This window comes from Kamptonema formosum PCC 10802 (genome assembly GCF_000332335.1).
GTDB lineage: Bacteria > Cyanobacteriota > Cyanobacteriia > Cyanobacteriales > Oscillatoriaceae > Oscillatoria.
This window is the reverse complement of sequence record NZ_KB235948.1, coordinates 6,038,817-6,051,989: the sequence shown is the minus strand read 5'-3', so window position 1 is coordinate 6,051,989 and position 13,173 is coordinate 6,038,817. Positions and strand designations below refer to the sequence as shown.

Here is a 13,173-nt window from a genome sequence, read left to right as displayed (position 1 = left end):
TTCCTGATAATATGGCCTTCTCCCTTGGCAAGCGCTTCAAGGCTACCCGCGAGTCACTTGGCATGACTCAAGAACAAGTCATCGAACAGCTAGAGATTCGCTACGGCGTCAGCCTCAGCCAGCAAGCGCTGTCATGTATCGAGAACGGCAAACGCAAAGTAGACGCCGAGAGAGAGCTGCCAGCGATCGCAGCCGTCTACGGCAAACCAATCGATTATTTTTACGACTCCTGGCACTTACCGCCGGCACCCTTTCCGGCGGCGAAATCCGCACCCCCCATCCCCAAAAGCCGGTCTGCAGTCACCATTGATATGGAAGCCCTAACTCAGCGCGATAAACTAGAGCTAGCAGTCCAACTAATTCAAAACGTTTTGCTGGAAAGCTAGCTAAAATAGGTAATATTAAAAACAATTTATAAAACTTTAATTGGGCTTTTCATGCTGTATAAATATGTGCAATTCGTAAGGCAGGCGTCCCGCCTGCCGGCATAGCCCGTAGGGCAGGGGTCCCACCTGCCGGCACAACCCGTAGGGCAGGAGTCCCACCTGCCGGCACAACCCGTAGGGCAGGAGTCCCACCTGCCGGCACAACCCATAATACCAAGTTGAGATACATAACCCAAATTGCTGCCTACAAGTCGAAGCCTCTGGATTCCCCCAAAGGGGGCGATCTCCGTGTGCCGCACCGACACTTGCATTGGGGGGCTTTGAGTATTTCCCCCCCTTTTTAAGGGGGGGCTAGGGGGGGATCTCACCTGACTCACTGGTAAGTAGCCACTTGAGTTACATAGTATTTTCAACCCGCAACCAAAAACAGTTGATGCCTGTTTTAAAAAATCCCAAATCCAAAATCTCAAATCAAAACTTGATATAAGGCAGCATTTGTCGCCATAATGGCAGGCAAGATACCTGTCCTCCCGGCGAGTAGCAATCAGCGGGCTCACAAGCCGGCATCTCCCCATTTCCTGTGAGCCGTTCACGAGCGCGTGTTCAACTATAAATAGCAGCAAAACAGATTCACAGCATATAGCAAAAACCATCACTAAACAGCCGGACATTAGGATGGATACGGAACAGGAACAGATGACATTAATCGAACAAGCCGAGCAGCAATTGCGCCAATTACTCAACCAATAAGATATAGCTTTTCTCAACGATCAGGAGATCCAAAGAAACCCGGTTTCTTTGCCACAGCTCAAAATGTCTTCTCAGTGCGCAGATTCAGACTTTAGCCCTCAACCGGCAGCCGGCGAGAGGGGGCGGGTTTATCAAAATCTTCTGACACCGGCACCTATAGCAGCAGCCGGCAATTGGGCCACGCTATGGCCCAATTGCCGGCTGCTATATCAGAGGTTAGGAGCGGGTTTATCGGTGTTGTAGCTGTGTGGCACTCTTTGTCGGTGAACCCGCCCCTACATCATGTTAAACCCCAAGTCCGTTCCCTAAGTGCCTACTGCTATATCTTGGGTAAACCCGCCCCCACAGGTGCGCGGCACCCACTTCCAATTGCCGGTGAATCCCGATACAATAAACCCTGTGCCGTTTGCGCAAGGGTTACATGTCTATTATTTCCGAAGCCCCATTCTCCCCTGAAGAAATCGCCGACGAGGGTCTAAAGCCCGAAGAGTACGAAGAAATTGTCCACCGGCTCGGTCGCCACCCCAACAAAGCCGAGCTGGGCATGTTCGGCGTCATGTGGTCAGAACACTGCTGCTACAAAAACTCCCGCCCCCTCCTCAAACAATTCCCCACCCAGGGCGATCGCATCCTCGTCGGCCCCGGAGAGAACGCCGGTGTGGTAGACTTAGGAGACGGACTGCGACTGGCCTTCAAAATCGAATCCCACAACCACCCCTCCGCCGTCGAACCCTTCCAAGGAGCAGCCACCGGCGTTGGAGGCATCCTGCGAGACATCTTCACAATGGGCGCTCGCCCAATCGCCGTCCTCAACTCCCTCCGCTTCGGCTCCCTACAAGACGCCCGCACCCGCCGCCTGTTTGCCGGTGTCGTCGAAGGAATTTCCCACTATGGTAATGCGGTTGGGGTTCCCACCGTTGGCGGCGAAGTCTACTTCGACCCCGCCTACACCGGCAACCCCCTGGTCAACGTCATGGCCCTCGGCCTGATGGAAACCCCCGAAATCGTCAAATCCGGCGCAGCCGGCACCGGCAACCCCGTACTCTACGTCGGTTCCACCACCGGCAGAGACGGCATGGGAGGAGCCAGCTTCGCCAGCGCCGAACTCAGCGACGCCTCAATGGACGATCGCCCCGCCGTCCAAGTCGGCGATCCCTTCCTAGAAAAATCCCTCATCGAAGCCTGCTTAGAAGCCTTCAAAACCGGCGCAGTCGTCGCCGCACAAGACATGGGCGCAGCCGGCATCACCTGCTCCACCTCCGAAATGGCAGCCAAAGGCGGCGTCGGAATCGAATTCGACCTCGACAAAATCCCCGTCCGCGAAACCGGCATGGTGCCCTACGAATACCTCCTCTCCGAATCCCAAGAGCGCATGCTCTTTGTCGCCCACAAAGGTCGCGAACAGCAACTAATCGACATATTCCACAAATGGGGGCTTCACGCCGTAATCGCCGGCCACGTTATTGACGAACCCATTGTGCGCATTCTCTTCCAAGGCAAAGTAGCCGCGGAAATACCCGCCACAGCCCTCGCCGACAACACCCCAATTTATCACCGGCAGCTCTTGACAGAACCGCCAGACTATGCTAAGCAAGCCTGGAAGTGGACAGCAGACGCCCTCCCCGAAAGCACGCCAGCCGGCATCCAAATCCAAGAAAGCCACAAAACCTGGAATGACATCCTGCTGCAACTCCTAGACACGCCAACCATTGCCAGCAAACGCTGGGTGTACCGGCAGTACGACCATCAAGTCCAGAACAACACCGTCCTCCTCCCCGGCGGCGCGGACGCCTCTGTCGTGCGGCTGCGCCCCGCCGAACCCCCCCTCCCCCCAACGGCGGCGTCTGGGCGCGGGGTAGCCGCCACAGTAGACTGCAATTCCCGCTACGTCTACCTCGAGCCATACGAAGGAGCCAAAGCAGTCGTCGCAGAAGCCGCCCGCAACCTCAGCTGCGTGGGCGCAGAACCCCTCGCCGTCACAGACAACCTCAATTTCGGCTCCCCCGAAAAGCCGGTGGGTTACTGGCAGCTGGCGTCCTCTTGCCGGGGGATTGCAGAAGCGTGCAGCGAATTCGGCACCCCAGTCACCGGCGGCAATGTTTCCCTGTACAACGAAACCCTCGACTCCGCCGGCAATCCCACCCCCATCTACCCCACGCCGGTGGTTGGCATGGTGGGCTTAATCCCCGATTTGAGCCGCATCTGCGGTCAGGGCTGGCAGAAAGGGGGTGATATCATTTACCTGTTGGGGCATGGGGCATCTACAGTCACCCTGGGCGCTTCTGAATATTTAGCAGCCATTCACGGCACAGTTGCCGGCATTCCCCCGCGCGTCGATTTTAACCTGGAGCGGCGGGTGCAAGCCGCTTGCCGCGACGGAATCCGCCAGGGCTGGGTGCGGTCCGCCCACGACTGCGCCGAGGGAGGAATCGCAGTCGCCCTCGCCGAATCCTGCATCACCGGCAATCTGGGAGCCGAAATTCACCTGCCCAATCCGGGCGTTCGCTGGGATGAACTCCTCTTCGGAGAGGGCGGTGCTCGCATTGTGGTTTCCGCCGCCCCAGAGATGTCCGCTGTTTGGGAATCCCACTTAAAGGACAGCCTTGGAGAGGACTGGCAAAAAATTGGTCAGGTTGCCGATACCAGTTTGCGCGTTTTTACGGATGATAGCGCCCCCTTAATTGAGGCTAGCATCGCCGACATGAGCGACCGCTGGCTTAACGCCATTGAGCGCCGGCTCTCGGCGTAACACCGCTTTCCCCAGCAAGGAGTGGGGTGCCTTCCCCCCAGGGGAACGCACCCCACAAGCTCATTCTTGAAAAAATCAGTAGCATCGCCGATCCCTATTGCGCTACCGTTATGGTGGAATGTTAAGAAATATTTAAGCTGCCCTTCTACTTCGGTTAATAGCGGCAGGCTTGATCTCGATCCCACTCACCCCCATCTCGATCAGTAGTAGGAGCTGAACCATGATTCCTAACCATCCCCTCTCCTCTGAAGTGCGTCCCGCTGATTCCCGAGATTGGCACGCAGACAGTGCGGATGCCACCCTTGGCGTCGCGCCCGCATCTGACAAGCCACAAGAAGCCTGCGGCGTTTTTGGCATCTACGCCCCCGAGGAAGATGTTGCCAAGCTGACCTACTTCGGTCTGTACGCGCTGCAGCACCGGGGTCAAGAATCCGCAGGAATCGCCACCTTCGACGGAGAGCAGGTGCGCCTGCACAAAGACATGGGGCTGGTGTCCCATGTGTTCAGCGAATCGATTTTGCACGACTTGCCCGGAAACCTGGCCGTTGGCCACACCCGCTACTCGACCACCGGCTCCAGCCGCGTCGTCAACGCCCAGCCCGCTGTGGTGGAAACCCGTTTGGGGCCTGTTGCCTTAGCACATAATGGCAATCTTGTCAACACTGCAGAACTGCGAGATGAGTTGCTGCAGCGGAACTGCAACTTAGTCAGCACCACCGATTCAGAAATGATTGCGGTTGCGATCGCCCTGGAGGTCAATGCCGGCAAAAACTGGTTAGAAGCAGCCATCAGCGCTTTCCACCGCTGTTCGGGAGCCTTCAGCCTGACGATCGGCACACCGGCAGGTTTGATGGGCGCGCGAGATCCCAACGGCGTCCGCCCCCTGGTGATTGGCACTCTGGACAGTAACCCTGTGCGCTATGTTCTCGCCTCAGAAACCTGCGGGCTGGATATTATTGGTGCTCAATATTTGCGGGATGTCGAGCCTGGGGAGTTAGTGTGGATTACGGAAGAAGGTATGGCTTCTTTCCACTGGAGCAAGCAGCCGCAACGCAAGCTCTGCATCTTTGAAATGATTTACTTCGCCCGCCCGGATAGCGTCATGCACGACGAAAGTTTGTACACCTACCGGCTGCGGATCGGTCGCCAGCTGGCTAAAGAAGCGCCGGCGGATGTGGATATCATCATTGGCGTCCCCGATTCTGGCATACCGGCGGCGATTGGCTTCTCCCAAGGTTCTGGCATTCCTTACGCTGAGGGGCTGATTAAAAATCGCTATGTGGGGCGCACGTTTATCCAGCCCACTCAACATATGCGCGAGTCGGGGATTCGCATGAAATTGAACCCGCTCAAAGATGTTTTGGAGGGCAAGCGGGTGGTGATTGTGGATGATTCGATTGTGCGGGGAACGACTAGCCGCAAAATTGTTAAAGCGCTGCGGGATGCCGGTGCTGTGGAAGTTCACATGCGTATATCGTCGCCGCCGGTGACTCACCCGTGCTTCTACGGCATTGATACGGATAACCAAGACCAGCTGATTGCTGCTACTAAGTCGGTTCAGGAGATTGCAGATCAAATTGGGGTTGACTCGCTGGCTTTTCTGAGTTGGGATGGGATGGTTAAGGCGACGGGTGAAGATCCTAAGAGCTTCTGCACCGCTTGCTTTACTGGGGACTACCCGATTGCTGTTCCCGAGCCGGTGAAACGCTCTAAGCTGATGCTGGAAAAAGCAGTTACAGTGTGAGGCTGGCAACGGGAATAATCTTCGTTTCCAGGCAGCTTCAGTTTAGGACAGCGTCTCTCACTTGCTGGCAGGGAAAAGGACAGGCGAGACGCCTGTCCTACGTCCTCACCTAATCTGTTTGCGCCGGCCCGAGGTATTTGGTACGGCTCTCACTTGCTAGCAGGGAAAAGGACAGGCGAGACGCCTGTCCTACGTCCTCATCTAATCTGTTTGCGCCGGCCCGAGGTATTTGGTTAAGTAGGGGGAGAACACTTCGTAAATTACTGTCAGGGGCTTTTTGTGGTGCCAGAACAGGTAATGCCGGCCCCAAAATGGCCCTGGATAGCCAAATGCTTGTTCTAAGACGGCTGAGTTGCCGTAGTGAATGCCTTGCACGTCGCGATATAATTCTGTGCGCAGGTTCGCCAGACTCGCCCAAATGGGGATAGATTTATTCTGCAAATACTCATCGACGTGGCTGGCTTCCCACCAAGAGGTGGCGTAGGCTAAACGCTGTCCTGAAGCTTTGCGCAGCCACACTTGCCGGCGCAGTCTCGGTCCGGGAACGAGCTCAATTAGATCGGGCGCTCTGTCAGAATCCATCCCCACCGGCGACATGTCTATGATATCAACTTCCGTTGGTTCGCCGGTGAGCAGTTGCAGGTGGCGGGTGGGGGAGCCATCTCCGAGGAGCAGGATTTGCCACGCCGGGGAAAGCTGGCTGTGGGGCAATCCCCTGTGCACGATTTCTTCTCCCCCCTGCCACAGGGGGGTGAGCGCGTGCCAGGATTTGTTTTGGGGCGGGTTTTGTGTCAGCCCGCTTTTTGCCGGTGGGACAGTTGCAGTCACGGCTCTTCACAGAAGTTAACATCTTTTTTATCATACCGCCCCTTGCCTGCTGCCCCTGCAGCCGGTGGGAAGCTCACCCGCCGGCGGAGGGGGTGAGGGGGGAGAGGGCTATTGCTGGTGCCGGTCGAGCCAGGCGGTTAAGTCAGAGACTTCTGAGAAATCGAGCAGCGCCTCGCCCAGTTCCTCAAGCTGAGGGAGGGATAAGTCCCGAATCCTGTCTAGGGATTGTGGCTCAACGGCACCCAGCCGCCGGTTGAGCAGGCGCACGAGCAAGGCCACCTCTCCTTGTTTGACTCCTTGTTTGATCCCTTCCTGGCGTCCTTCTTCGAGGATTTCTTGAAAAATTACAGACTCGCGCATAGTTTCGTTCCTGAACAGTGGGCGAATTAAATCTTTGTCAAACCGCAAGCCGGCAAGAACTCCCGCACAAGCGGAGAGATTCCGCCGCTCGTCACTTGCCTCAATGCTAGCGACTCGTTCAGCGACTTGTTCGAGCAGGGCTCGCGGTGAGTCGCTTCGCGCTAGAGTAGCGAGTGGCAGCAAAGCTGGGTCAGCCAGAAGCGGCGCGGGGTCTTGCTCCCACATCCGGATGACTTCATATTGATGCCGGGTGTTGGTATCTTGGTAGCCGTCTCTAAAGACAAGTTCTGAGCTTGTCTCCTGCAAGAAGATGACTGCCTGATAGATGGGGCACCCGTATTGCCGCTTCAGTCGCGTATAGTAATCGAGCATCCGGAAGTCTATCGGGGGAGCCGATTGCGGCAGGGTTTGAAATTCCAGGTGCTGGATTTCACCGGCAATTTGCAGGAAGGTGACGGAATCGGCGCGAACCGGTTCTGGGCTGAGTTCGGTTTTGAGAACTCGGATGCCGGCAGTGTCAATTGAGCGCAGCCAGCGAATAAACTGGGCTGGGTACTTTTCAGCGAGATATTTACAGGTATTGTCGTAAGTCAATGGTATGCTGTGTTGAATGACTTCTTTTTTATCTTACTGGGTGCTGGGAGTGCGAGCGAGCCGCAGGGGGGAAGGCTCAAAAATCCTAGAGCCGGTGAGGCGGCACCCTTGAGAAAATTTTACATTTATTTACATCGGGGGGATTGCGCAGAGGTGCGGCTGGCGCTATTCTCAAGAAAGTGCTACGTTCAGACTGTTCGCGTTCAGGGAGTTTGAGTTATGGCTGAGGACAATTTTCTGGAAAAAGCTAGGCAGGTTGACGCACAGGCGCTCGCCGGCCTGCTGGAACGCTCCCTGGAACCCCAAGGCATCACTGCCAAAGTTTCCCTGAAGCAAGATGGCCTGAAAGTGGTGCTGGAGTCAGCCGGCACTCTAGAGCAACAAACTCTGGTTGACTTTATCCGACAGGAGATAATTGGCTTAGGAATGCCCTCCATCAGGACAGTCAAGGTTTTAGGAAAACAGTCGGGGAGTTTCGACTATGCTTGGCAGCAGGAAGTTGAGCTAGAAGCGCAGGTACAGCCGGCGGAGGAAATTACCCCAGAGAGCAGCGCCTCTCTCGAAACAAAACTGGATTCAGCTTATTTGTATCTGGATCTAGAAGTCACTTATGAGGGGCGTATATACAGTCTGGGGTGGGAGAGCACCACAGGGGAAGAGATTTGTCAAGGAGATTTAGAGCCGGCGTACCACCAGCTGCATGAATTGAAGCAAGGCGGGCTCTCGGTATGCGGTCACAATTTCCGGCGGTTCGACTATCCCTATCTTATCAAAAAAAGGCGGGAATTGGAACCCTGGCTGGTGATTGACACGCTGGAACTGTCAATTTTGGCCTTTCCGCTGAAGCTATCGCACAAACTGGAAAAAGAGTACAAGCAGAGTGAGAGCGACCGAAACAATCCTTTGGAAGACGCTCGGGAAACCAGGCGGCTGCTGCACCGGCGTGTAGGGGAATTGCAACAGAAGCCCAAAGCACTGGTGCAAACCTACAGCTGGCTGCTGGCGTGCGGGACTTCCGAAGCAGACAGCGCGTACCGGCAATTTTTCAGGCTGTTGGGAGCGGAGATGAAAAAAGCTCCTGAGTTGGGGGAACTTCCAGAAGAGGCGCTTGCCGGTTTTGACACGGCTTATCTGCAAAGATTCTGGGAAAGTGCAGCCGGCAGGGATTTTGACAGCCGCTTGTGTGTGGCGGCTCTGATTGCCTGGAACTTTGAGCATCACTTCAATAATAGCATTTTGCCTGAGGATTGGCAAGAGGGCAGACCGGTTTTTGGAGGCTCCCGCTGGCTAACCCACTTGCCGGCATTTCAGGAAATATGGGGCGCAGTGGGACATCTTCCCGAGTATCCCGCTTACCTGGAACGGTTTGGCATTAAGGAATGGAGGGGCAAACAGGAAGAAGCGGTACAAGCGATTTTGGGCGGCGACCGGCCTTTGGTTATCATGGCAACAGGAGGGGGAAAATCTCTGTGCTACCAGATTCCCGCTTTGATGCTGTTTGAAAGACAGGGCGCTCTGACTGTGGTGATTTCTCCCCTGCAAGCGCTGATGGCGGATCAGGTGGCGGACTTGGAAGAGATAGGGATCGGCTTCTCCACGTTTATCAATGGCAATTTGCCGGTGAAGGAGCGATCGGAGCGGTTGCAGCAACTGCGGAAACCCACAAGCTCAAAGGGATTGCTGTATATCAGTCCAGAGCAACTGAGGTCGCGCAGCATCCGGACACTGCTACAGGAGCGCCCACCGGCACTGTGGGCGATTGACGAAGCCCACTGCATCAGTGAGTGGGGGCACGATTTCCGACCGGATTACTATTATATCCCAAAATTCATCCGGGAGCTGTATCAAGAACTGGAATTGCCAGTTCCTCTAATGGCGCTGACGACAGCGACAGCAACGGTAAAAGTCCGGGAGGGAATCAAAAGCCTGTTTGCGGAACAGGGGCTGGAAATTGCCAGCAAAATCATTGCGGAATCCAGCACCAGAGACAATCTGGAGTATCGAGTTATTCCTGTCAGTGGCAACACAGAGCAAATCCTGATTCAGGAAGTTCAGGAATCCTTGAGTGGGGAAGGGTGCGCTCTCGTGTACACGACAGCGCGAAAGAATGCGGAAAGATTAGCCAACTTGCTTGCCGGCGCAAATATCGAGGCGAGGTCCTACCACGGGAAGCTAGACAAAAACGACAAAGATGAAGTTTTGCAGGCGTTCAAGTCGGGCGAGTTAAACGCCGTGGTGGCGACTTGCGCTTTCGGGATGGGAATTAACCGCGCCGATGTGCGGGCGGTGATTCACCACGCAATGAGCGCCAACTTGGAAGGCTATGTGCAAGAAACAGGAAGGGCTGGGCGCGACGGGATGCCGGCATCGTGCACTCTCCTGTTTGATGGAGAGGATGCGGAAACCATCTTTTACCTGCAAAGCCGAAATCAGCTCACCGAGGATGAACTGCGAAATATTTTTGCCTCGCTGAAGGGCATCCGAGATCGCACCTACGGAAAGGAAAGGGTATCAGAGGACTGGTTCTGGGCGACGGCTGGGGAAATTTTCCATACCGGCGAGCTGGATAAGGACTTTGCGGAAAATCCAGAAGTGCGGGACATCAAGATTAAGGCAGCCCTGCAACATCTGGAGAAGTTTGGCTTAATCGAACGGGCGGAAAATCTCTCCGCACACGTTAATTTTAAACTGGCTGACAAGTCTAAGGAAGAGTCGGTGAGCCGGTTTGACGAGTGGAGCCGGTCGAAGAACTTTTTACCTTCTGAGGTGAGAGAGTTCGAACAGCTGATTGCAGCGATGTACCGGGTTAAAGCTCATTACACCCAGCAGGAGCAGCCTGTTCCTCTTGACCATTTGAGTGACGAGTCTGGCATCGATCCTGCGAAGCTGACGCCGCGAATTCGGCAACTGCAGCGAGCGGGAGTTTGCTCAGCGAATATCCCCCTGACTTTCCGCTTGACAAAGGGCGTCAAAGGGGATGCTCGCAGCCAATACGAGCGCATTCGCGAGTGGGAAGAGAAACTGCTGGACGAACTTTTGGAAATCCAGACCTCATGCGCTAACTCTTCCTCCCAAGAAGAGAGAGGGGGAGTTCAGGTGAACCTGCGCAATTTAGCTTCTCGCTTAGATCCAGACAGGAGTAAAAAAATCCGCGCCGCCTACCTGATGGATATTTTAGAGGGCTGGCGCGCTCAGAAGTGGGTTCGCCTGACTAAAAAAAGCCGAGAGGTGGTGATTCTTAAGGAAATGGAGGTTGCGGAACACCTGGAGCGCCGGCAGGGTTTAGCCGCTGCGGTGCTGGAGGTTTTATACGAGAAACTGTCCAGCAAAGACGGGGCTCGGCTGCGCGTGGAGTGCGAGCTAGAGCAACTGCTTGACAGCGTGAATCAGAAAACGCATCCCCTCCAGGCGACTGAGAGGGAACTGTCAGATGTGCTGCTGTGGCTGCACTACCGCAAGCTGGTGCGGCTCGCTGAGGGATTGAATCTGTGGCATCAGGCGTTCAAACTCCGAGTGATTAAGGGGCGAAAAGAGTCTGCTATCAGCAGTGGCTACAAAAAAATCAAGGCTTACTATGAGGAGCAGGCGCGGCGCACGCACATTATGCTAGAATACGGCAAGCTCGAAGAGCCGGCGGCTCGCCAGAAGCTGATATCCGATTACTTTCACCTGTCGGAAAAGGAATTTGCGCGGGCGTACCCCAACCTCTCTACGGAAGCGGTGAAGCGCCCCGTCACTGAGGATGATTACGAGCGCATCATGGGCGATTTGAACTCGGCGCAGAGAGAGATTGTCCGGGCTGAAAACCCGGCACTGCTAGTGATTGCCGGTCCGGGTTCTGGCAAAACTCGCACGATTGTGCGCCGCATCGCTCACCTGGTTAAGGTGAAGCGGATAGATCCAGATCGCATTTTGGTTCTCGCTTATAACCGCAATGCTGTGCGGGAACTGCGATTGCGATTGCAAGATATAATTGGCTCCGCCGCATCGGGGCTGCGTGTCTACACTTTTCACGGACTCGCACTGGCGCTTTTGGGCTGGGCGCAGGGTTCCGAAAGGCTCTCAAATGATGAGGAATTTACAAAGCTGCTCAAGGAAGCTTGCGATTTGATTGAGCTGGGAGAGGAGTCAGATGATGGGGACACTCAGGCTCGCCGCATTGAGCTACTCGGCAATGTTGAGTACATCTTTGTGGATGAATATCAAGATGTGGCTGAGGACGAGTACCGCCTGATTAAACTGATTGCCGGTTTGGGGTATTCTGGGGATGAGTCTCGCTCAGTGCAGATTAACCTCTGCGTTATCGGGGATGATGACCAGAATTTGTACGAGTTCAGAAAAACTAGCCCTAAATACATCCAGCAGTTTGAAGAGGAGTATAAGGCTAGGCGCTTTCTGCTAACTGAGAATTACCGCTCGACTGAACCGATTATCGGGGCGGCGAACAATCTCATCCGCAACAACAAGATCCGGTGCAAGCAGAAACCTGAGGAGCAAGTTCGCATCGACTCCGCGCGGGAAGGTAGCGGCGGATTCCCTGTAACCGCCTTTACCTTTCTCGATACTTCCTCTCAAGCCGGCTGGATTGTCCAGAAAATTCAGGATTGGCGCAGTCAGGGAATTCCCGCGAACGATATTGCGGTTTTAGCCCGTCAGTGGGATAACCTCAGCCCCATTCGCCTGCTTTTGGAAAGACAGGGGATTCCTACTTACGCCCTTAAGGGAGGGGAGATTAAGCTGGTTCGGAATCGCGTTACCTGTCAGCTGATTGACGAGTTGAACGCCCAATCCCTTGATTTCTCAGCCACTGAGCCGGTAAAGGACTGGTTTGTCCGCCAGTTTAAACGCTGGAACCGCAGCTTGGACGAACCCACCGTCAAAACTCTGCTCAAGATTGCCGGTGATTTGGATTTGGAACGGGGATGCGGTTCGGAAAACTGGGGATTGCCGGTGAGTGCCGGTGAAATTGTTAGGGCTTTGCTGGAGTTCAATAAGAGCGAGGTCTTTCTGGAGGAAAATGCTGTCCTGGTGACTAGCTGTCACGGCGCAAAGGGACTGGAGTTTCGCAAGGTAATCCTCTTGACAGATAACTTCAGCGCAGCTTATAATGAGATTGAGTCTAAGCGCCGGCTTTTCTACGTTTCTATGACCAGGGCTAAGGATGAACTGGTGCTGTGCTCGACTCAATCCAGCCAGTTCGTGCGGGAGACTGGCGTCAGCAGCCAAAAGATAGAGTGGGCCGGTGGGCAACTGCCACAGTGGATGCTTTATTTGGATTTGGAGCCAAGCGACGTGAACCTGGGTTATCCCGCTACCCGTAACAGCCAGCCAATTATTAAAACTCTACGCGAAGGAGATCCTCTCCAGATAAAAGCCAAACAGTTTGGAAAAAATTGGGGTTGGGTGATTATAACACAGCAGGGGTGGGAAATTGGAAACTTATCAAAGAAATGTACTGAGACATTGCGCCGCAAGGGGATTCAGGTGAATCAATTCCAGTTTCAGCAGGGTGAGGTGACAGTCGGGAGCATTTACCGGCACCTGAAGACAGACGAGATTACGGGGGAAATCCCAGAAGACTGGTTTGTGGTTATTCCGCAAATTCGCGTGTGCCGGTGATAGGTTTGTAGTTGGGCTTTAGCCCAATAGGGTGCGTTCCCAAAGGGAACGCACCCTACTCCTCATATTAGTGAGGAGGGCGGGGATAGGGACAGGCGAGACGCCTGTCCTACGCCTTCTGGACAGGGACAGGCGAGACGCCT

At 54.9% G+C, this 13,173-nt stretch carries 7 protein-coding genes; 4 read left to right on the top strand and 3 right to left on the bottom strand.

Features of this window, described 5'->3' with window-relative positions:
- The first annotated feature begins 11 nt into the window (after window positions 1-11).
- Window positions 12-386, top strand: a complete 375-nt coding sequence (locus tag OSC10802_RS0126605; protein ID WP_017719818.1) for a helix-turn-helix domain-containing protein — start codon at window positions 12-14, stop codon at window positions 384-386.
- A 36-nt stretch (window positions 387-422) separates the two neighbouring features.
- On the opposite strand, the gene OSC10802_RS51165 is transcribed toward OSC10802_RS0126605, so the two are convergent.
- Window positions 423-578 (bottom strand): hypothetical protein, encoded by a 156-nt coding sequence (locus OSC10802_RS51165; protein ID WP_155968417.1) that lies wholly within the window; start codon window positions 576-578, stop codon window positions 423-425.
- Between the two features lie 979 nt (window positions 579-1,557).
- Between OSC10802_RS51165 and purL the strand changes: the two genes are divergently transcribed.
- Together purL and purF are read left to right on the top strand one after the other, a co-directional pair.
- Window positions 1,558-3,885, top strand: coding sequence for a phosphoribosylformylglycinamidine synthase subunit PurL (purL, locus tag OSC10802_RS0126600; protein WP_017719817.1), 2,328 nt, complete (start codon window positions 1,558-1,560; stop codon window positions 3,883-3,885).
- A gap of 220 nt (window positions 3,886-4,105) precedes the next feature.
- Window positions 4,106-5,629, top strand: a complete 1,524-nt coding sequence (gene purF, locus OSC10802_RS0126595; protein WP_017719815.1) for an amidophosphoribosyltransferase — start codon at window positions 4,106-4,108, stop codon at window positions 5,627-5,629.
- Window positions 5,630-5,830: 201 nt separating this feature from the next.
- Here purF and OSC10802_RS0126590 read toward each other — a convergent pair whose 3' ends face one another.
- A complete protein-coding gene (locus OSC10802_RS0126590; RefSeq protein WP_026098840.1) occupies window positions 5,831-6,424 on the bottom strand; it encodes a chorismate lyase in 594 nt (197 codons plus the stop codon).
- 141 nt (window positions 6,425-6,565) lie between these two features.
- Window positions 6,566-7,411 carry a DUF4351 domain-containing protein gene (locus OSC10802_RS0126585; protein ID WP_017719813.1) on the bottom strand — a complete coding sequence of 282 codons (846 nt, stop codon included), beginning with the start codon at window positions 7,409-7,411 and terminating at the stop codon, window positions 6,566-6,568.
- Between the two features lie 219 nt (window positions 7,412-7,630).
- Here OSC10802_RS0126585 and OSC10802_RS0126580 point away from each other — a divergent pair, with 219 nt between their 5' ends.
- Window positions 7,631-13,030, top strand: a complete 5,400-nt coding sequence (locus OSC10802_RS0126580; protein ID WP_017719812.1) for a RecQ family ATP-dependent DNA helicase — start codon at window positions 7,631-7,633, stop codon at window positions 13,028-13,030.
- Window positions 13,031-13,173: the final 143 nt, after the last annotated feature.

Coding starts and splice junctions, on each gene's coding strand:
- OSC10802_RS0126605 (WP_017719818.1), top strand. CDS start 12: ATGGCCTTCTCCCTTGGCAAGCGCTTCAAGGCTACCCGCGAGTCACTT.
- purL (WP_017719817.1), top strand. CDS start 1,558: ATGTCTATTATTTCCGAAGCCCCATTCTCCCCTGAAGAAATCGCCGAC.
- purF (WP_017719815.1), top strand. CDS start 4,106: ATGATTCCTAACCATCCCCTCTCCTCTGAAGTGCGTCCCGCTGATTCC.
- OSC10802_RS0126580 (WP_017719812.1), top strand. CDS start 7,631: ATGGCTGAGGACAATTTTCTGGAAAAAGCTAGGCAGGTTGACGCACAG.